The organism is Mesorhizobium sp. CA13 (genome assembly GCF_020165235.1).
In the GTDB taxonomy this organism is placed as follows: Bacteria; Pseudomonadota; Alphaproteobacteria; order Rhizobiales; family Rhizobiaceae; genus Mesorhizobium.
Window position 1 is genome coordinate 134,714 of the sequence record NZ_JAIUHS010000014.1, and the last position, 18,926, is coordinate 153,639.

At 61.7% G+C, this 18,926-nt stretch carries 19 protein-coding genes; 3 read left to right on the forward strand and 16 right to left on the reverse strand.

Annotated elements, in window-relative coordinates:
- Positions 1–200 precede the first annotated feature (200 nt).
- Positions 201–581 (forward strand): c-type cytochrome, encoded by a 381-nt coding sequence (locus LB566_RS25755; RefSeq protein WP_140498230.1) that lies wholly within the window; start codon positions 201–203, stop codon positions 579–581.
- A 48-nt stretch (positions 582–629) separates the two neighbouring features.
- Here LB566_RS25755 and gph read toward each other — a convergent pair whose 3' ends face one another.
- The 10 genes from gph to LB566_RS25805 are packed head-to-tail and all read right to left on the reverse strand — an operon-like array spanning position 630 to position 10,603.
- A complete protein-coding gene (gph, locus tag LB566_RS25760; RefSeq protein WP_224628527.1) occupies positions 630–1,331 on the reverse strand; it encodes a phosphoglycolate phosphatase in 702 nt (233 codons plus the stop codon).
- Positions 1,328–1,885: a thioredoxin family protein gene (locus LB566_RS25765; RefSeq protein WP_224628529.1), complete on the reverse strand. Its 558-nt coding sequence runs from the start codon at positions 1,883–1,885 to the stop codon at positions 1,328–1,330. The genes gph and LB566_RS25765 overlap by 4 nt, the downstream gene beginning before the upstream one ends.
- A 21-nt stretch (positions 1,886–1,906) precedes the next feature.
- On the reverse strand, positions 1,907–2,593 hold the full coding sequence (gene rpe / locus LB566_RS25770) for a ribulose-phosphate 3-epimerase (protein ID WP_140560476.1): 687 nt from the start codon (positions 2,591–2,593) through the stop codon (positions 1,907–1,909).
- A 60-nt stretch (positions 2,594–2,653) separates the two neighbouring features.
- Positions 2,654–3,592: a CbbX protein gene (gene cbbX, locus LB566_RS25775; protein ID WP_224628534.1), complete on the reverse strand. Its 939-nt coding sequence runs from the start codon at positions 3,590–3,592 to the stop codon at positions 2,654–2,656.
- A gap of 7 nt (positions 3,593–3,599) precedes the next feature.
- The gene (locus tag LB566_RS25780) at positions 3,600–4,034 is read right to left on the reverse strand and encodes a ribulose bisphosphate carboxylase small subunit (RefSeq protein WP_140498220.1); all 435 of its coding nucleotides are present in this window, start codon (positions 4,032–4,034) and stop codon (positions 3,600–3,602) included.
- An 18-nt stretch (positions 4,035–4,052) separates the two neighbouring features.
- Positions 4,053–5,546 (reverse strand): ribulose-bisphosphate carboxylase large subunit, encoded by a 1,494-nt coding sequence (locus LB566_RS25785; RefSeq protein ID WP_224628535.1) that lies wholly within the window; start codon positions 5,544–5,546, stop codon positions 4,053–4,055.
- A gap of 21 nt (positions 5,547–5,567) precedes the next feature.
- Entirely contained in the window at positions 5,568–6,647 is a 1,080-nt protein-coding gene (gene fba, locus LB566_RS25790) for a class II fructose-bisphosphate aldolase (protein ID WP_224628536.1), read from the reverse strand.
- Positions 6,648–6,658: 11 nt separating this feature from the next.
- A complete protein-coding gene (gene tkt / locus LB566_RS25795; RefSeq protein ID WP_224628538.1) occupies positions 6,659–8,665 on the reverse strand; it encodes a transketolase in 2,007 nt (668 codons plus the stop codon).
- 10 nt (positions 8,666–8,675) lie between these two features.
- Positions 8,676–9,548 (reverse strand): phosphoribulokinase, encoded by an 873-nt coding sequence (locus LB566_RS25800; protein WP_140552471.1) that lies wholly within the window; start codon positions 9,546–9,548, stop codon positions 8,676–8,678.
- Positions 9,549–9,556: 8 nt separating this feature from the next.
- Positions 9,557–10,603, reverse strand: coding sequence for a class 1 fructose-bisphosphatase (locus LB566_RS25805; RefSeq protein ID WP_140552472.1), 1,047 nt, complete (start codon positions 10,601–10,603; stop codon positions 9,557–9,559).
- Between the two features lie 123 nt (positions 10,604–10,726).
- On the opposite strand from LB566_RS25805, the gene LB566_RS25810 reads away from it, so the two are divergent.
- Entirely contained in the window at positions 10,727–11,659 is a 933-nt protein-coding gene (locus LB566_RS25810; RefSeq protein ID WP_140552473.1) for a LysR family transcriptional regulator, read from the forward strand.
- 94 nt (positions 11,660–11,753) lie between these two features.
- Here LB566_RS25810 and LB566_RS25815 read toward each other — a convergent pair whose 3' ends face one another.
- The 6 genes from LB566_RS25815 to LB566_RS25840 form a co-directional block, all read right to left on the reverse strand.
- Positions 11,754–12,380: a hypothetical protein gene (locus LB566_RS25815; protein ID WP_224628540.1), complete on the reverse strand. Its 627-nt coding sequence runs from the start codon at positions 12,378–12,380 to the stop codon at positions 11,754–11,756.
- Positions 12,380–13,255: an ABC transporter permease gene (locus LB566_RS25820; RefSeq protein WP_411910512.1), complete on the reverse strand. Its 876-nt coding sequence runs from the start codon at positions 13,253–13,255 to the stop codon at positions 12,380–12,382. The genes LB566_RS25815 and LB566_RS25820 overlap by 1 nt, the downstream gene beginning before the upstream one ends.
- Positions 13,252–14,040: an ATP-binding cassette domain-containing protein gene (locus LB566_RS25825; RefSeq protein WP_224628542.1), complete on the reverse strand. Its 789-nt coding sequence runs from the start codon at positions 14,038–14,040 to the stop codon at positions 13,252–13,254. The genes LB566_RS25820 and LB566_RS25825 overlap by 4 nt, the downstream gene beginning before the upstream one ends.
- A gap of 70 nt (positions 14,041–14,110) precedes the next feature.
- On the reverse strand, positions 14,111–14,554 hold the full coding sequence (locus LB566_RS25830; RefSeq protein WP_224628544.1) for a hypothetical protein: 444 nt from the start codon (positions 14,552–14,554) through the stop codon (positions 14,111–14,113).
- 29 nt (positions 14,555–14,583) lie between these two features.
- Positions 14,584–15,555 (reverse strand): YVTN family beta-propeller repeat protein, encoded by a 972-nt coding sequence (locus LB566_RS25835; RefSeq protein WP_140498194.1) that lies wholly within the window; start codon positions 15,553–15,555, stop codon positions 14,584–14,586.
- 21 nt (positions 15,556–15,576) lie between these two features.
- Entirely contained in the window at positions 15,577–16,806 is a 1,230-nt protein-coding gene (locus LB566_RS25840) for an ABC transporter substrate-binding protein (protein WP_224628545.1), read from the reverse strand.
- Positions 16,807–17,108: 302 nt separating this feature from the next.
- Between LB566_RS25840 and LB566_RS25845 the strand changes: the two genes are divergently transcribed.
- Positions 17,109–18,926: a (5-formylfuran-3-yl)methyl phosphate synthase gene (locus tag LB566_RS25845; protein WP_224628605.1), complete on the forward strand. Its 1,818-nt coding sequence runs from the start codon at positions 17,109–17,111 to the stop codon at positions 18,924–18,926.

The following is an 18,926-nucleotide window of genomic DNA, read 5'->3' on the forward strand; positions in this document are numbered from 1 at the left end:
GGTACCCTGGGGACCCAAGCCTCTGTACCTTTATACGATTGACTTTCACCGCACGCCAACTAGCTTTCCGATTCACGCGGCGCCGCTTCACAAAGGGGAAGCGGATACTCCACTCCACCGCGTAAGGTGCATGCCAACGGATGAAAGATCGGCATGTGCAAAATCGTCCAGGGCACCCAGACGATCCATGAGGAAATGCCATGCGCGCAATCGCATTTTTCGCAGTCGTGTTTGCTGTGTCCTTTATCACAAGCCAATCCCAGGCACAGGATGCCGCGGCGGGTGAGAAGGTCTTCGCCAAATGCAAGGTCTGCCATGTTGCCGACCAGGACAAGAACAAGGTCGGCCCGTCGTTGAACGGCGTCATCGGCCGGACGGCTGGCACACACCCGGGATTCAGTTACTCCCAAGCGATGGTCGCGGCAGGCAAGTCCGGCGTCAAATGGGACGAACCCACGCTGACGACTTACCTTCGCGATCCCAAGGCCATGGTCAAAGGAACGAAGATGGCGTTCGTCGGCCTCAAGCAGGACCAAGACATCGCCAACGTCATCGCCTATTTGAAGCAATTCTCGAAATAGCGGCGGCGCCGGCCGTTCGAACTTGCGTCCGGCCGGCGTTCGCCCCGATCAAGCACCGGCTTGCAGCACCTGCATCGCCGCAGGCAGGTCGAAAAGGCTGTCGCAAACCTGGTCGGCGCCAAGCTCTTCAACCGGAAAATGGGCGTACCCGCCGCGCAGCAGAATGACGGGCATGCCGGCGGCGCGTGCGGCGCCTGCGTCGGCGCCACTGTCTCCGACCAGCAGCGCGTCACACGGGTCGACTCCAAGCTGGGCGAGCGCCAGCAGCAGAGCATCGGGCGCGGGTTTCAGGCATGTCACTGCGTCTCCGCCAATGATCGCACCGAAATATTCCGTCAGTCCGAAATGCAGCAGGATCTCGCGAGTCGCCAACTGCGGTTTGTTGGTCGCCACGCCCATGGCCACTCCCTTCGCGTAGAAGTGTGTGAGAACCTCCCTGACGCCAGGCATCAGTCTTGTCAGGCCGGTCAGATGTCGGCTGTAGATCGGCGCCATGACGCGGTTGGCTTCATCGAGCGCGTTGCCGAGGAGCGGCGTCCCCGATGCCGCGAAGGCCCGCTCGATCAATTTCCTGACGCCACCACCGATCATGGCCTTGACCTGGTCCAGGCGCAACGGCGGCAGATCGCGGCTGGCCAGCAACTCGTTGACGGCGGCCGTTATATCAGGCGCCGAATCGACCAACGTGCCGTCGAGGTCGAACAGGATCGCCTTCGGCGGTCGAAGCGACCGACCTGCGCCGACATTCATGCAGCATCCTTCCACTTGATCGAGCAGCCGATCGAGGCGATCTGGTCGAACGGGCCATCGCCGGTTCGGGCAACCTGCTTCATCGCCTCGAACAGATCGCGTCGCAGCCCGAGCGGTCCGGATTCGCGTCGCGACGCGTCCAGCCGGCCGCGATATTGCAGTCTCAATTCGCTGTTGAACCCGAAGAAATCGGGAGTGCACACCGCTGAGTAGTCGCGCGCTACACTCTGTGCCTCGTCGTGCAGGTAAGGAAAGCTGAAGCCGTTCGTCATGGCGAAGCGCTTCATTTGGTCGAAGGAATCGTCCGGGTAGGCATCTGCATCGTTGGAGTTGATCGCGACGAAGCCGATACCTTCGGCCTTGAGATCATTGGCGTCGCGCACGATGCGAGAGATCACGGCCTTCACATAAGGGCAGTGATTGCAGATGAAGGCCACGACCAGACCATTCGGGCCGGCGTGACCGAAGATGGAATGCGACGTGCCGTCGACGCCGGGCAAAACGGCATCGATGGCGGGCCAGCCGAAATCGCATACAGGTGGGACCGCAGCCATGTTCGTCTCCCCGACAACGGTTTACGCGGCTTTCCGGATCGCGCCATCGGCCGCCTGTCTGATGGCGCCGATATTGGCACGATAGGCTGCCTCGGTGCCTCCCTTGAATACAGCCGAACCGGCGACCAGTACGTTGGCGCCAGCCGCGGTGACCAGCGGGGCGGTTTCGGCCGTGACTCCGCCGTCGATCTCGATGTCAATCGGGCGATGGCCAACCAAAGCCTTGATCCGTCTGACTTTCTCGACGACCGCTGAAATGAAAGCCTGGCCGCCGAAGCCTGGATTGACCGTCATCAGCAGCACCAGATCGAGCCGGTCGAGCACATACTCAATGACACTCTCCGGCGTCGACGGATTGAGCGACACCCCGGCCTTCTTGCCAAGATTCCTGATCGCCTGCAATGAGCGGTCGAGATGCGGTCCAGTCTCGGCATGCACCGTGATGATGTCGCAACCGGCATCGGCGAAGGCGGCCAGATAGGGGTCGGCCGGCGCGATCATCAGATGGCAGTCGAAGACCTTGTCTGTTCGGCCACGGATCGCCTTGATGACCGGCGGACCGAAGGTGATGTTGGGTACGAAATGCCCGTCCATCACGTCGAGATGGATCCAGTCGGCGCCCGCCTGAACGACAGCTTCGACCTCGTCGCCGAGCCGCGAGAAATCCGCGGAAAGCACGGAGGGCGCAATGATTGTCCTGGTGACCATGGTCGTCGTCTCCAATTTCTGTCTTCCATCTCGGGTCGCCCGCCAGCCGGCTTCGTCCTGTCAGTGCGCCTTCGTCTCCGGTTCGCCTTCGAGCTTCCCTTCCGCGAATACGCGGCTTCCGCGGATATCGGATTCCTCGATGGTGATAAGGTCTGCCTTGGTCAGGGCACGGCTTCGCGATGCGAAAAGCCGATTGGCCTGGCGAAGCCGCGCCCGGTCCAGCCCATTGCGCACCGAGCGCGCGTTGGAGAAATGCGGCAGCCTCATGCGGATCGGAAGATACTCTTCGAGGGCCTGGGCGGCCGCCTCGCTGAGGCGGTAATTCTGCTCCGCCAGCATGATTTCGGCGATCGATTTCAGCTCGCTGACACCGTAGTCGGGAAAATCGAGGTGGTGGGCGATGCGCGAACGCATGCCGGGATTGCTGTCGAAGAAACGATCCATCTTGTTCTTGTAGCCGGCAAGGATCACGACCAGGTCGTCGCGGTTGTTTTCCATGCATTGCAGCAGGATCTCGATCGATTCCTGGCCGTAGTCGCGTTCGTTCTCGGGCTTGTAGAGGTAATAGGCCTCGTCGATGAAAAGCACGCCGCCCATGGCACGCTTGATCACGTCGCGCGTCTTGGGTGCGGTGTGGCCCACATACTGGCCGACGAGATCGTCGCGCGTCACCGCGACCATGTGGCCTTCGCGGACATAGCCGAGACGATGCAGGATTTCGGCCATCCTCAGCGCCACGGTGGTCTTGCCCGTGCCGGGATTTCCCGTAAAGTTCATATGCAGCGTCGGTGCGCCAGAGGTCAGACCGAACTTGCGGCGAAGCCGGTCGACCAGGAGAAGAGCGGCAATCTCGCGGATGCGGTTCTTGATCGGCTTCAGGCCAACGAGTTCGCGGTCGAGCTTGTCCATCACCTCGTCGATGTTGGACGCTTCGAACTCGGCCTGCAGATCAACCGACTCGTCCTGCGCGCCAGCGCCCTTCGCTATCGTGTCCAGCATGGCTCAGCTAGCTCCGCTCGCCCTCGGGCCTGTCGGTCGCATAAGGCACGATCGAATAACCCTGGCTGCGGCCGTCACGCTCCTGGCGCAGCAGCCGGAACCCGGGTTCGCTGGGCGGCCGGTTGACGATGAACGACATGCGCGGCGCTTCCCATCCCTTGGTCGAATCGAAGGCGGTTACCCGGACATACATGTTCGGACAGGCTTTCCGGCAAGCGTTGACTTCAAGCAGGATGCCCGCCGGGTCTCTCAAGTCGAACATCGGGTTGCCGTACATTTCCCAATAGGTGTTTCGCGGATGCGGATCGTCGGTGTACTCGACGCTGACGGCCCAGTGGTTCTTCAGCGCGTATTTGATCTGCGCCGAAATCTGCTCATCAGTCAGGTCGGGCAGGAACGAGAATTGTCCCTGCGTGACCTTGTTTCCCGGGTTGGTCATCATGGCGACGGTTCCTTTCTTCTAGAAGCTGGGCGTTGCGGTTGGCACGAAGTCGGCCGTGTCGGTCGATTCATAGTTGAAGGTGACATCCTTCCAGGTCTCCAGGGCAGCCTTCAGCGGGGTGCACCATTTGGCCGCCTGTTCGAGGATTTTGGTTCCTTCGCGCAAATAGTCGCGTCCCTCGTTGCGGGCCAGGATCATCGCTTCCAATGCAACGCGATTGGCCGTCGCGCCTGCCTGGATGCCGTCGGGATGGCCGATCGTGCCGCCGCCGAACTGCAGGATGACGTCCTCGCCGAGATAATGGATCAACTGGTGCATCTGGCCGGCATGGATACCGCCCGAGGCGACGGGCATCACCTTATTGAGCGAGGCCCAGTCCTGATCGAAGAACAGCCCGGTTTCGAGGTTCTGCGGCGTGCGCTCCTCGCGCAGCGTGTCATAAAACCCCTTGATCATGAGCGGGTCGCCTTCCAGCTTGCCGACCACAGTGCCGGCATGGATATGGTCGACGCCGGCCATGCGCATCCATTTGCAGATGACGCGAAAATTCATGCCGTGGTTCTTCTGGCGCGAATAGGTCGAATTACCGGCGCGGTGCAGGTGCAGGATCATGTCGTTGCGGCGTGCCCACTTGGCCATCGACTGGATCGCCGTGTAGCCGATGACGAGGTCGATCATGATGATGCAGGAGCCAAGCTGTTTGGCGAATTCGGCGCGCTCGTACATCTCCTCCATCGTGCCGGCGGTGACGTTGAGATAATGGCCCTTGACCTCGCCGGTGGCAGCTGAAGCCTTGTTCACCGCCTCCATGCAGTAGAGGAAGCGGTCGCGCCAGTGCATGAAGGGCTGCGAGTTGATGTTCTCGTCGTCCTTGACGAAGTCGAGGCCACCCTTCAGCGCCTCGTAAACGACGCGGCCATAGTTGCGGCCTGACAGACCGAGCTTCGGCTTCGTCGTCGCGCCGAGCAGCGGACGGCCAAACTTGTCGAGCCGCTCACGCTCCACCACGATGCCGGTTGCGGGTCCCTGGAAGGTTTTGAGATAGGCGACCGGGATGCGCATGTCTTCCAGCCGCAGCGCCTTTACCGCCTTGAAGCCGAACACGTTGCCGATGATCGACGCGGTCAGGTTGGCGATCGAGCCCGGCTCGAACAGGTCGAGGTCGTAGGCGATGTAGGCGAAGTACTGTTGCTCGGTCTTGGTGCCGGGACCGGTGTTTGGAACCGGCTCGGATCTGAACGCCTTGGCGCGGTAGAGCTCGCAGGCCGTCAGCCTGTCGGTCCACACCACGGTCCAAGTTGCGGTCGACGATTCACCGGCGACGGCGGCCGCTGCCTCCTCGTGGTCGACACCGGGTTGCGGCGTGATCCGGAACATGGCGATCAGATCGGTCTCCTTGGGCCTGTAGTCCGGCTCCCAGTAGCCCATCTTCTTGTAGGGAATGACCCCTGACTTGTAGCGTTCCTTGCCTTCCTGGAGCGTACCCGCTGGCAGCATATCGATCTTGTTCATGACAGGTCTCCTGTTTGTTGCTCAGGCGGCTTTCGCGGTTGCGATATGGGGCGCGAGTTTTCCCGCGGCATAGCGTTTGGCCATCTCGTCCAGGGCGATGACCTTGATCTTCGAGGCGTTACCCGCCGTGCCGAAACGCTCGAAGCGGTCTCGGCAAAGATCGTGCAAGGCATCCATGGCGGGCTTCAGGAATTTTCGGGGATCGAACTCGCGCGGATTCTCCGTTGCGACGCGGCGGAACTGCCCGGCCATGGCCATGCGGCAATCGGTGTCGATGTTGACCTTACGCACGCCGTAGCGGATGCCGCGCTCGATCTCCTCCACGGGGACGCCAAAGGTCTGGGGCATCTCGCCGCCATATTTGTTGATGATGTCCTGCAGTTCCTGTGGCACCGAGGAAGAGCCATGCATGACCAGATGCGTGTTGGGCAGCTTCTCGTGGATCGCCTCGATCACCTGCATGGCCAGAATGTCGCCGTCCGGCTTGCGGGTGAATTTGTAGGCGCCGTGCGAGGTGCCGCAGGCGATCGCCAGCGCGTCCACCTGGGTTGCGGCCACAAAGTCGACCGCCTGATCGGGATCGGTCAGGAGTTGGTCGTGGGAGAGCGCGCCCTCGGCGCCGTGGCCATCCTCGGCCTCGCCCTGGCCGGTTTCCAGCGATCCGAGCACGCCCAGTTCGCCTTCGACGGAAGCCCCGACCCAATGCGCCATGCGTGTGACGCGTTCGGTTACGGCGACGTTGTAGGCATAGCTTGCCGGCGTCTTGGCATCTGCCATCAGGGATCCGTCCATCATCACCGAGGTGAAGCCGTGGCGGATCGCGGAAAGGCAGGTGGCCTCGTCGTTGCCGTGGTCCTGATGGATGCACAGCGGAATGGCGGGGTGCATTTCAGTCAATGCCTCCATCATCTTGGCCAGCATGACGTCGTTGGCATAGGACCGGGCGCCACGTGAGGCCTGGATGATGACGGGCGCGTCGCAGGCTTTGGCCGCCTCCATAATTGCGAGGCCCTGTTCCATGTTGTTGATGTTGAATGCAGGGACGCCGTAGTCGTGCTCGGCGGCATGGTCGAGAAGCTGGCGAAGGGTGATGCGGGCCATTGTGGGTCCTCCTAGACGATGAGCTTCAGCGCCGCCGCGGCAACCGCTTCGGACGTTATGTTGAAATGCCGGTAGAGATCGGGGGCAGGGGCGCTGGCGCCGAAGCCGGCCATGCCGACGACAGCGCCCGTCTCGCCGACCCAGCGGTCCCAGCCCAGCCGGGCTGCCGCTTCGACCGCGACGCGTGGCGCGGAGCCGAGAACGGCCTTGCGGGTGGCGTTTTCCTGCTCCTCGAAAAGCTCCCAGCACGGCATCGAGACAACAGCGGCGGCAACGCCATGCTCGGTCTCCAGTCTTTCAGCGGCAGCAACCGCGATCTCGACCTCCGAGCCGGTGGCGATCAGGGTGACGGCGCGGTGCCTGGCTGGCTCGCGCAGGATGTATGCGCCCTGGCTGGAGCGGTTCGCATCGCTGTGCGCCTCACGCAGTATCGGCAGGTTCTGGCGCGACAGCACCAGCACGCTCGGCCGATTCTTGCTCTTCAGCGCAAGTTCCCAACACTCCGCCGTTTCGATGATATCCGCTGGGCGGAAGACATTGAGGTTCGGCGTCGCACGCAGCATCGCCAGGTGCTCGATCGGCTGATGCGTCGGGCCGTCCTCGCCAAGGCCGATGGAATCATGCGTCATCACGTAGATGACGCGCTGGCCCATGAGTGACGAGAGCCGTATCGCGCCACGCGCATAGTCCGCGAAGCACAGGAACGTACCGCCATAGGGCACGAAGCCTCCATGCAGTGCGATGCCGTTCATGGCGGCGGCCATGCCGTGCTCACGAATGCCGTAGTGGATGTAGCGGCCGGCATAGTCGCTCGGCGCAATGCGTTTCATGCCCTTGGTGATCGTCAGATTCGAGTGCGTCAGATCGGCCGAGCCGCCGACGGTCAACTCCGTGGCGCCGTTGATGACCTCCAGCGCCATTTCGGAAGCTTTTCGCGTTGCCACCTTGGTTGCCTTTTCGACATGCTCGCGGCGAAAGGCATCGAGCGCTTCGAAGACCGCGTCGGGCAGTCTGGCGGCGGCCGCGTTCTCGAAGGCCTCTCGCTGCGGCGAGGCGGCAAGCCGCTGCTCCCAGGCGCCCCGCATCGCTTCGCCGCGGCCGGCAATTTCGCGCCAGGCGAAAAGCACGTCGTCCGGCACCTCGAACGGCGCGAAGGTCCAGCCGATGTTCTCGCGGGTCGCGGCGATCTCTGCCTCGCCCAGCGGCGCGCCATGCGTCTTCTCCGAGCCGCCGAGGTTGGGGGCGCCTTTGCCGATCACTGTGCGGCAGGCAATCAGCGACGGTCGATCCGACCGCCGCGCCGCCTCGATAGCCGCGGCGACAGCTTCCATGTCGTGGCCGGAGACCGTTTGGACATCCCAGCCGGCGGCTTTGAAGCGCGCCGGCTGGTCCATCGACGTGGACAGGGAGGTTGGCCCGTCAATGGAGATCGCATTGTCGTCCCAGAAGACGATCAGGCGGGAAAGCTTCAGGTGGCCGGCAAGGTCGATCGCCTCGTGGCTGATGCCTTCCTGCAGGCAGCCGTCGCCTGCAATCACATAGGTATGATGGTTGACCAGATCGGCACCGTAGCGGGCAGCAAGCATACGCTCCGCCAGCGCCATGCCGACAGCCGTGGAAATGCCTTGTCCGAGCGGGCCGGTGGTGGTCTCGACACCAAGTGCGTGGCCATATTCCGGATGTCCGGCCGTGCGGCTGCCCAACTGCCGAAACCGCTGCAACTCCTCGATCGGCATGTCTTCATAGCCGAGCAGATAATGCAGCGCATATTGCAGCATCGAGCCATGGCCGGCTGAAAGAACGAAACGGTCACGGTCCGGCCAGTCCGGCCTGGATGGATCGATATTGATAAAGCGGTTGAACAGCACCGTTGCGACATCGGCCATGCCCATCGGCATGCCGGGATGTCCCGAATTCGCTTTTTGGACGCTGTCCATCGCCAGCACGCGAATGGCGTTCGACATGTCGAGCTCCGAGACGACGGCGGCGGCAGGCTTCAGTGCTGTTTGGCTGGTCATGGCGTCCTCCTCACGACACACGGCTCTTGCGTTCGATCAACTGCAGGATGAGCGGCGTCAGGATCAGCTGCATGGCAAGGTCGAGCTTGTTGCCTGGCACCACGATGGAATTTGGCCGCGACATGAACGAGTCGTGGATCATCGACAGCAGATAGGGAAAATCGATGCCGCGCGGATTGGCGAAGCGGATAACCAGCATCGATTCGTCGGGCGTCGGAATCCAGCGCGCGATGAAGGGGTTGGACGTATCGACAATCGGCACGCGCTGGAAATTGATGGCGGTCTGCGAGAATTGCGGGACAATGTAGCGGACATAGTCGGGCATCCGGCGCAGGATCACGTCCATCACCGCCTCGGTGGAATAGCCGCGTGTCGAGCGGTCGCGATGGATCTTCTGGATCCATTCGAGGTTGATGACCGGCACCACGCCGATCTTGAGATCCGCATGTTTGGCCAAATTGATTGTGTCGGTGACGACACAGCCGTGCAGCCCCTCGTAGAAGAGCAGGTCGCTGGGAGCGAACTCGCGCCATTCGGTAAAGCTTCCCGGTGGCGTGCCGTACTGCTTTTCCTCTTCCTCGTCATGGATGTAGGTGCGGGTTCTTCCGGATCCCCGGCGGCCATATTCCGCGAACACCTCTTCGAGAATCCCGAGTTCGTTGGCCGCGGCATTGAAGTGGGTGAAGTTCGGATTGCCGGCCTTCTCCTCTTCGGCCACCTTTGCCTTCATCGCGGCGCGGTCGTAGCGGTGGAATGCGTCGCCTTCGATGAACGCGGCCTCGATGTTCTCGCGCCGGAAGATCAGCTCGAAGATACGCTTGACCGAGGTGGTGCCGGCGCCCGACGAGCCGGTGATGGTGATGATGGGGTGCTTGGCTGACATGGTGCTGCTCAGGCTCTGAACAGGCCACGGCGGCTGAACAGCGGCGCACGCTCGCCGATGTTGCTCGGCTCGGTGTGGTAGCGGGTGATGCGCGCGACCTCCCGCGCCGACCCGAAGACCACCGGCACGCGCTGGTGCAGGCTGTCGGGTTCGATGTCCAGGATGCGGTTGATCGTATCCGTGGCCGCACCGGCAGCCTGTTCTATGAGATAGGCAATCGGGTTGGCCTCGTAGACCAGGCGCAGCCGTCCCTGACCGTAGCCCTTGCGCCGGTCTCCGGGGTAGAGAAACACGCCGCCGCGCATCAATATGCGGTAGCAGTCGGCGACCAGGGAGGCGATCCAGCGCATGTTGAAATCCTTCTCTCGCGGTCCTTCGGTGCCCTCCAGGCAGTCGTCGACATAGAGCCGCACGGCCTCGTCCCAGTGCCGGTAGTTGGCGGCGTTGATGGCGAACTCCTGGGTGCGTTGCGGAATGATCCGGCTCTCGTAGGCCTGGACGAAGGTGCCGAGCCTGGCCGACAGGACGAAGATATGCGTACCGCTGCCGAGTGACAGGACGAGCGCCAGCTGCGGCCCATAGATGAAGAAACCGGCGCCTAGCTGATTCGCGCCTGCCTGCAGGAAAGAGGCGGCCGGATCGGCATCCGGCGCGCCATTTATGGGCAACAGCGAGAAGATCGTTCCGATCGACACATTGGTGTCGATGTTGGAAGAGCCGTCGAGCGGGTCGATGGCAATGGCGAGTGGTGCTTGCCTGTCGAGCAGGACCGGCTGCTCCAGCTCCTCGGAAGCGTAGAGCGCGACCGGAGCGTGGCGCATGGCGTCGAGGAAGATGTCGTCGGAGAAGACGTCGAGATCCTTCTGGACATCGCCGTCGGCGTTGGCGCCACGGGTCCCGGCAAAGGCGGCGCCGAGCACACCTTGATTGATGGTATTGCGGACCTTGCTGGCGGCCTGTGTCAGCTGACGGACGGTCGTTACGACCGCGGAGCGGAGTTCGTCCGGCTGGCCGAGATAGGAGTTCAGAAAAGCGTCGAGCGTTGCCGCTGGCATCGTAACCTCCCGATCCAGCCGCGTCTCCTCGGATCGGCTGGATCGGGGAATGAAAACAAACGACACTCGGTAAGTAAAATTCAATAACTTTACGTTAGCACTAAAAATAATTTAGTATGAGGCATGAGAAACCTCACGCTCAAACATTTCAAGACCATCCAGGCCATCATCAAGAACGGAAAAATTGTGAGTGCGGCCAAGGCGTTAGGTCTGTCTCCTTCTGCGCTGACAATTCAGTTGCGGCAAATGGAGGAAGAATTCCAACTGGCTCTGTTCGACCGGACGTCGGACGGCATGCGTCCCACTGCCGCAGGTTTGGCGGTCGTTGAGGCGGCGCAGGCTATCGAGGAGCATCTCAGCCTGCTCGAAGACAAGATCGACGCCATCAAGGGCGTTCGTACAGGCAGCCTGAGGCTCGGCGTCGTTTCCACCGCCAAGTATTTCGCGCCGCGGCTGATGGCTGCGTTCATGAAGGAACATCCCGACATCGACATGCGGCTTGCCATCGGCAATCGTGCCCAGACGATCGACAACCTCAAGAATCACGACATCGACATCGCGCTGATGGGGCGCCCGGCGAAAGAGGTACCGGTACGTGCCTCGGTCTTCGGCGATCACCCGCTGGTCATCATCGCGCCGCCCGAACACCCGCTGGCGGCGGCGCGCGATATCTCCAAGGAGCGCATTGCCGAGGAGCATTTCCTTATTCGCGAGCCCGGCTCCGGAACCCGCATCTCGCTGGAAATATTCCTGAGCGACGTGCCTGGCCGCATCGACGAACTCGGTGTCGAGATGGGCTCGAACGAAACGATCAAGCAGGCGGTGATGGCTGGTCTGGGCATCGCCTTCATTTCTGCCCACACCATCGCCGCGGAAACGGAAGCTGGCCGGCTCGTCATCCTCGACGTGGTCGGCATGCCGATCCGCCGACAATGGTTCTCGGTGATACGAACCGATCACGCAATCTCGCCGGCCATGGCTACGTTCAACGATTTCCTGATGCGCAAGGGCGCGATGTATCTGCCCCTGTTCGGTAAGCTTTATCCCGATTCCTGAGCGGGTGCGCCGCAGGACGGCGCTCGGAGGGAGACGCCAGACGTGTCGATGACCTAGGGGACGTTAAATCCGTCGCGTGAGGTCGAGTGAAGGTCTATTTCTTCTGACCGAGCGTTTCCGAGACGGTCCTGGACAATTGATAGAGCCGCTGCTCGATTATCGTCGGCACGTCGCAGACATAGGTCAGCGACTGGACACGTTCGTTGAAAATGCGCGTCTCGAAATTCAACTGGTCGGTACGCCGTTCGACTTCGTCCGGATCGGCATCGGCTTTGGCACGCAGGGCGTCGACGTCGGATGCTTCCTTGCGCAATTCAGCCGCCATTTCGAGCTGTTTGTGGGCATAGCGGGAAATGCCGGAAATCACGTGCGAACGCTCCGCGTCCATGTGATCGAACATTCCCTGCACCAGCATCGCCATCTTTGGTGCGACCTGCTCCGCCGGCAGGGAAGCCGCGTAGTCCTTGATCTCCTTCTGGGCTTCGGCAATCGGCGTCCGTCGGGCCGCCACCGCCTCGACCAGCGCGGAGACGCCCGAATCCTTCGACCAATCCTTCGCCGCCCGGGGAAGCTCCGGCCCATTCCAGATCTGGCCGAGCGAGAGCTGCGGCACCTTGCGCTGCATGCAGGGCCAGTCGGGATCGGTGTTTGCCGCCCTGGCGTCCATCGGGACAAGCATGGCGACCAGAACCAGGGTGTGGACAAGTCTCATTCGCGCCATCAGCCGTTTCCTCCCGTGTCCTGTTTGCGGGTCATCAGGCCGCGCGAAGGATCATATGCAATGATGGCGCCGCCCAGAAACAACAGCGTGCAACCGGCGACGACGCCCAGCGACAGCCAGTCGATCTGCCCGTAGAAAGCGAAGCGGATCAGTTCGACGGCATAGGTGAACGGATTGGCGAGGCAGATCTTGTAGAGCAGGGGGCTTGCCTCCTGGATACGCCACAAAGGATACAGCGCCGGAGACGCGAAATAGCCTGGAAAGATGACGAAGTTCATGATGCCGGCGAAGTTTTCGAGCTGCTTGATCATGGACGACAAAAGCATGCCGAGCGCGCAAAGCATCATGCCCGACAGAAACAGTGCCGGCAGCACGTAGAGATAGCCGAGCGGCGGCGCCCTGACGCCCCACAACCAGGCGACGATCAGGAATGCGTAGACTTGCACGATCGACACGGCCACGCCGGCCAACATCTTCGACACCAGCAGGAACCAGCGCGGAAACGGACTGACCAGCAGGATGCGCATATTGCCCATCTCGCGGTCGTAGACCATCGACAGCGAAGACTGCATGCCGGAAAACAGCAGGATCATGCCGCACAGACCCGGAGTGATGTAGACCTCGTAGAGCACATAGGTCTTGTAGGGAGGTATGATCGACACGCCGAGCACCTGGCGGAAGCCGGCGGCGAAGATGAACAGCCAGACGAGCGGCCGCACCAGTGAGGAAATGAACCGTTCGCGCTGGTGCAGGAAGCGCAGGCACTCGCGCAGGACGATGCCTTTCAGGCAAATGAGATAGTGACGGAGGCCGAATGGTTCAGACCCTACCGGTTTGACGCCGACTACTTTTCCGGGCATCGCAGGAGCGCTCATGACGATGTCTCCGCCATGCCTGCCGCGTCGACGCGGCTGAGCCTCGAAAAGGCATCCCGAATGGAATTTCCTCCATTTGCCTGGACGACATCCGACACCTTGCCCCTGGCGACCAGGTCGCCTCGCCGCAGCACCACGACATGATCGGTATCGTCGACTTCATCGATCAGATGCGTGGCCCAAAGCACGCCGATGCCATCGGTTTCGACGAGCTTGCGGATGGTGGCGAGGATGCCAGCGCGCGACTCGATGTCGAGGCCGACGGTCGCTTCGTCAAGCAGGAGCAGGGAAGGTCGGTGAAGCAGCGCCCGGGCGATCTCGATGCGCCGCATCTGACCGCCGGAGAGGCTGCGCGCCTTGTCATGCTGGCGGCCCTGCATGTCGACAGTGTCAAGCAGCGCGGCGATGCGCTGCCGGGCTTCGCGTCCGCCAATGCCGTGCAGCGAGGCATGGTAGGAGAGATTCTGGTAGACGCTAAGATCGAGGTCGAGCGTGCGCGCCTGGAACACGATGCCGACCCGTCTGAGCGCTTCGCCCGAAGCGCTGCGGATGTCGTGACCGAAGATGCGGATCGACCCGTGACGCGTGTCATAGAGGTGGCTGATCAGGGAGAACAGCGTTGTCTTGCCGGCCCCGTTGAGGCCGAGCAGGACGGTGAACGTCGCCGGCAAGATCGAGAACGAAACCTCGTTGAGTGCCCGCTTCGGTCCATAGGAGTGGCTGACGGCACTGACATCGAGCGCCGCCGCCTCGTCTCCCGGTCCGCTTGTCCTCACATGCTGCATGCCCGGATCGCTCCTTCAGGACGCGTTGGCAGGACGCACTGCTATCTAGCGCGTCTGATTGCCTTTGGTCTCACTTGATCGTGATCTTGCCCTTCAGGCCCCTGTCGGCGAGGTCGGGAACCGACCAGGTATATTCGCCCGGGCGAACTGTGTGGAATTGCACCTGGATCGTTCCCGCGTCGTCGAATTCCAGCCAGGCCGGTCCGCCGTCCATATGCACCTCCAGATCGTCGATGACGATCTGGTCCATCCACACATTGCGGAACAGGTCCGTCACGAACTTGTATTCGAAACCGCCCTTGGAGGTGATCTTCCAGCGATAGCCTTGGCCGGCGATCAGTTCGAAATCCTTCTGATTGACGGCATAGGTAGAATCGGCCGAGCCGATAATCAATTCCGGCAGGTTCTTGCTGGCACGCGAGGGTTTTGGCATTGCGTCATCCGCGCTTGCGCCGATCGGAGCAAGGACGAATCCGGCGAGCGCGGCGAAGATAAACCCATGGCGAAATTTCATGTCACGATCCTCCCCTAGATCAATGTCTGCTATTTGGGCGAAATGGCCACACCCCAAGGCTGCTGGCCCACGGTGAGCGATTGGACCGGCTCGTCGGTCGCCGTATCGATGAACGTGATGTCGTTGGAGTTGCCATTCGTGGTGATCAGCGTTTTCTGGTCGGGTGTGAAGGCCAGGTGCCAGACGCGTTGGCCGACGAGGATGTATTTCTCGACCTCGTAGGTGTCGGTATTGACCACGGCGACATGGTTCGCCGGGCCGAGCGCGACATAGGCTTTCTTGCCGTCGGCGCTGATGGCGATGCCTACCGGCTGGATGGTCTCAGCCCGCAGTCCCTGAATCGCGAACTGGATCTTCTTCACCACTTCGCGTTTGGCGTTATCGATGACGCTGACGGTGCCGCCGACCTCGGCGCTGACCCACACCTGCGAGCCGTCCGGCTTGAATTCGGCAAAGCGCGGGCGCGTGTCGACCAGCACGTTATCGGTTACATCGTGGGTGCCAGTGTCGATGAAATGCGCCATGCTGGTGGTTTCCGAGGTGTTGACCATGGTCTTGCCATCAGGGCTGATACCCATGCCTTCCGGTTCCACGCCGACTGGAATCTCCGCCATGACCTGCTTGCTCTCGACGTCGATGGCGGTGACGAGGTTGTCGTCCTCGTTGGCGACATAGAGTGTTTTGCCGTCAGGCGAGAGCACGAACAATTCGGGATCGGGGCCAGATGGCAGCGTGCCTACGATCTGCAGCGTCGCGGTGTCGATGATTTCGACCGTGTCGTCGTCGCTGGCGCATAGATAAACGAATTTGCCGTCATGCGAGATGGTGATGCCGCGTGGCCTCTGGCCGACCTCGACGGTCTTCACCACCTGCATGGTGGCCGTGTCGACGACCGTCATCGTGTTGTCTTTCTCGTTGGAAACGTATGCCGTATAGGCCGATGCCGGGCTGGCCGTGAGGCCGGCCGCGAGAATGGCGAATGCACAAGCTCGTGTCTGCACGCAAATTCCTCCCCTTTGGCCCTACTTGAGAACGCATTTCGTTTCCGGCTGATCGATACCGAGCGTATCGAGTTCGGAGAATTGGTGCAGATAGCCTTCCTGCGGCGATGTCGACACGACCGACTTGGTGTCGCCAAGCAGGATCGGCTGGCGAAGCTGGAGGTTCCATTTGCGGAAGGTGAGCTTCTGTCCTTTGAAGGCGGCAACCGAGAAATCGCCCGACCGCATGTAGTCGCTGATCTTTTTCGCATCGTCGCCTTTGGTGCGCGTGGTGGCTTCGCCGACGGCACGCACTGCTGTCCACGCCGACATGTCCTTGGAAAGCATCCGCCGGCCCGCCGTCTTCAGGAAGCGGCTCTGCATCTGGATGCCGCCCCATTGCTCGCTGGCGGGATGCCACGACGATGCAACAAGCCCGGCCGTGCCGGCGACCAGCCGCGGCGTCCAGGTCCGGTAGGGCACGTAGGTGCCAAAAACCTGGCTTTCGTCGGCGACAAGCACAATGTCGTGCTCCGGCAGATCCTGCGTGAATACGGAAATCTGCTGCTGTATCTGCGTGGCGCCGGTATCGGTACGCCTGGCCGTGCCGGTGTCCTTGAATTCCTTCTCGGCGACGATCTGGCCGCCGAAACGCATTGCCGCGCGGCGCAACGCGTCGGCGTAGAGATGGTCCTGCTCGTGCGAGCCGTAGAGCAGCACCCAATTCGGCCATTTCTTCACCATGAGATACTGCGCCAGCGCATCGGCAAGCATGCTGCGCGTCGGCGCGATATGAAAAACATTGATGCGGCAGTCCTCCTCGCGCAGGCTGTCGTCGGTGGCGCCGATGTTGAAGATCAGCACGCCCTTGTCGCGGGCGATATCGGCGATCGACAGCAATTGTTTGGCCGAGAGGTCCGCGACGACATAGTGGTCACCCTTGGCGATCAGGTCCTCGAATGCCTGGACCGCGTCGGCTTCGGGTTTGATCTCGGTCACGTCGAGGCTGAATTTCTGGTCGGTGAACTTTCCGGTCGTGTTGTTATCACCGATTGCCACATTGGCGCCGGCGACACCTTCGTCACGCGGCGGCAGGTCGAGCATGGAAAGCGTCAGTTGCGGCGCGTAGGCGCGCAAATAACCTATCTTGATTTCAGTGATTTTTTTTTCCGGCTTCGCCGCCGCTTCCTGGGCTATCGCGCCCGGAGCGTTGACGGTCAGGGAAAAAAAGCACAAAAAGGCGGCGAGAGTGCCCGGCACCGCGCTCGTCATCGATAGTAATTACCCATTCTTGCGCCGAGGTCCGACGATTGTCGGGACCAGCGCCAAGTCAAGGTGCCCATGGTCAACTTAGCCGACCCGCGAAATTTATCAAACCCTATCGGACGACTTTTCGCGTCTGCCCAGGCTCGATGTCTTTTTGACAAACATGCCATGGCGGCTGAAAAGATTGCCATCTTCGATTTCGAGGTCGTTCGCAGCTATGTCATCTGCGACGTGCGTGAGAATCGCGCGGACCAAGAACAAAAAAGAATCTTGGCCTCCAAACTGGAGAAACTGTTCAAATGACCAGAATGCTGGCCAGCGTCACCGGTATCGAAGAGGCGGAGACCGTTCTTTCGGGCGGCGTCGACATCGTCGATCTGAAGGACCCGAAGGCGGGAGCGCTGGGCGTGGTATCCACCGAAACCATCCGCCGAACGATTTCGTTCATCGCGGGTCGGGCTCCGGTCAGCGCGGTCTGCGGCGACCTGCCGATGGAACCCGAAACGATCCGGGCCAAGGCTGAAGAGATCGCGGCGACCGGCGTGGATTATGTCAAGATCGGGTTTTTCCCATCGGCTGACATCTCCGCCTGCGCGGAGGCGCTGGAACCGCTCGCCGCGCGAACGAAGCTGATCGCTGTGCTCTTTGCCGATCTGGCGCCGGATTTCGAACTCCTGCCGGTGTTCGGCAGGCACCGCTTCCATGGCGTGATGGTCGATACCGCGCAAAAGGGCAACGGCCGGCTGCTGGACCATTTGCCACCGGAGCGCATTCCGGGATTCGTCGATCGAGCGAAGTCGCTCGGTCTGATGGTTGGCCTGAGCGGATCGCTCGAAGCCCCGGATATTCCACGCCTATTGCCTTTCGCTCCCGATTTCCTCGGCTTTCGCGGAGCGCTGTGTGGCCATGCCGGCCGCGCGGGTTCAATCAGCGCCGAGGCGGTCTCGCAGATTCGCGAATTGGTCCCGGCAGAGCCTGGGACAGGCGGTAAATCGAGCATCGACTATCGCCTGTTGGCAGCGAGAGGCTATTCGCCGGGCACTGATCCGACACTGGGCACGGACAGGATTTTCGTGCGGGATTTTGTTCTGCCGGTCCAGATCGGTGCGTACAGCTTCGAGCATGGTCATACTCAAAAGGTGCGCTTTGATGTGATCGCCGACGTGCTGCAAGTCACCGACCATCCCGAGGACATGCGCCATGTGTTCTCCTACGACATCATCATGGATGGCATTCGCACCATCGTCGCGAGGGGACACATTCAGCTCAGCGAGGCTTTGGCCGAGCAAGTGGCGGCGCACGTTCTGGAGAACCAGCGCGTCGTGCGCGTCACGGTAAGGGTGGAAAAACTCGAGCTCGGGCCTGGCGGTGTCGGCGTCGAGATCGAACGCAAGCGCCAAGCAGCAGGACGCGGTGTCGCCTCCGGCTCTGCGGGCAGAAAAGACCGAGGCAGTGTTTCCCGGTCGCGCCAGCAAGGCTCCGACGTCCTCGGGCGGGCCGTCGTCAAGCTTGGCGGCAGCACTGCCCATGGTGCGGAAATGACGAACTGGATCGCGGCGCTGGCGGGTTCCAGGTTGCCGATCGTCATCGTGCCCGGCGGCGGCCTGTTTGCCGACCAGGTGCGCGAGACGCAGACCCGCATGGATTTTTCAGACACCGCCGCACATGCCATGGCGATCCTCGCCATGGAGCAGTTCGGTCAAGTCATCCTCGATCGGGACGAAAGACTGACGCCGGCACGGTCGCTGGAGGAGATTGTCCGAGCATTGGACGAGGGCAAGGTTCCGGTGTGGCTGCCGTCGTCACTTGCGCTGCCGGCACCGGACGTTCCGGCCTCTTGGGACATTACCTCCGATTCCCTGGCCGCCTGGCTTGCAGGGAAGCTTGGCGCGAACGCGCTGTTGCTTATCAAGCAGACCGATGCATTCTTCGACAACGATACCCCTGACAGCCTGAAGGCCAGGGGCGTTGTCGACCCAGGCTTTGCCGCCATGCTGCCCGACGGCATCGATTTCCGTCTCGCCGGTCCGAAGGATGCCGCCGAGGCGGGCGCGCTACTCGCATCGGGCAAGCTGCCCGGCATCGGGATCGGGGCTTCGACCCACTCGGCAAAGAAGGCAGGCTAG

Coding starts and splice junctions, on each gene's coding strand:
- LB566_RS25755 (WP_140498230.1), top strand. CDS start 201: ATGCGCGCAATCGCATTTTTCGCAGTCGTGTTTGCTGTGTCCTTTATC.
- gph (WP_224628527.1), bottom strand. CDS start 1,331: ATGAATGTCGGCGCAGGTCGGTCGCTTCGACCGCCGAAGGCGATCCTG.
- LB566_RS25765 (WP_224628529.1), bottom strand. CDS start 1,885: ATGGCTGCGGTCCCACCTGTATGCGATTTCGGCTGGCCCGCCATCGAT.
- rpe (WP_140560476.1), bottom strand. CDS start 2,593: ATGGTCACCAGGACAATCATTGCGCCCTCCGTGCTTTCCGCGGATTTC.
- cbbX (WP_224628534.1), bottom strand. CDS start 3,592: ATGCTGGACACGATAGCGAAGGGCGCTGGCGCGCAGGACGAGTCGGTT.
- LB566_RS25780 (WP_140498220.1), bottom strand. CDS start 4,034: ATGATGACCAACCCGGGAAACAAGGTCACGCAGGGACAATTCTCGTTC.
- LB566_RS25785 (WP_224628535.1), bottom strand. CDS start 5,546: ATGAACAAGATCGATATGCTGCCAGCGGGTACGCTCCAGGAAGGCAAG.
- fba (WP_224628536.1), bottom strand. CDS start 6,647: ATGGCCCGCATCACCCTTCGCCAGCTTCTCGACCATGCCGCCGAGCAC.
- tkt (WP_224628538.1), bottom strand. CDS start 8,665: ATGACCAGCCAAACAGCACTGAAGCCTGCCGCCGCCGTCGTCTCGGAG.
- LB566_RS25800 (WP_140552471.1), bottom strand. CDS start 9,548: ATGTCAGCCAAGCACCCCATCATCACCATCACCGGCTCGTCGGGCGCC.
- LB566_RS25805 (WP_140552472.1), bottom strand. CDS start 10,603: ATGCCAGCGGCAACGCTCGACGCTTTTCTGAACTCCTATCTCGGCCAG.
- LB566_RS25810 (WP_140552473.1), top strand. CDS start 10,727: ATGAGAAACCTCACGCTCAAACATTTCAAGACCATCCAGGCCATCATC.
- LB566_RS25815 (WP_224628540.1), bottom strand. CDS start 12,380: ATGGCGCGAATGAGACTTGTCCACACCCTGGTTCTGGTCGCCATGCTT.
- LB566_RS25820 (WP_411910512.1), bottom strand. CDS start 13,255: ATGAGCGCTCCTGCGATGCCCGGAAAAGTAGTCGGCGTCAAACCGGTA.
- LB566_RS25825 (WP_224628542.1), bottom strand. CDS start 14,040: ATGCAGCATGTGAGGACAAGCGGACCGGGAGACGAGGCGGCGGCGCTC.
- LB566_RS25830 (WP_224628544.1), bottom strand. CDS start 14,554: ATGAAATTTCGCCATGGGTTTATCTTCGCCGCGCTCGCCGGATTCGTC.
- LB566_RS25840 (WP_224628545.1), bottom strand. CDS start 16,806: ATGACGAGCGCGGTGCCGGGCACTCTCGCCGCCTTTTTGTGCTTTTTT.
- LB566_RS25845 (WP_224628605.1), top strand. CDS start 17,109: ATGCTGGCCAGCGTCACCGGTATCGAAGAGGCGGAGACCGTTCTTTCG.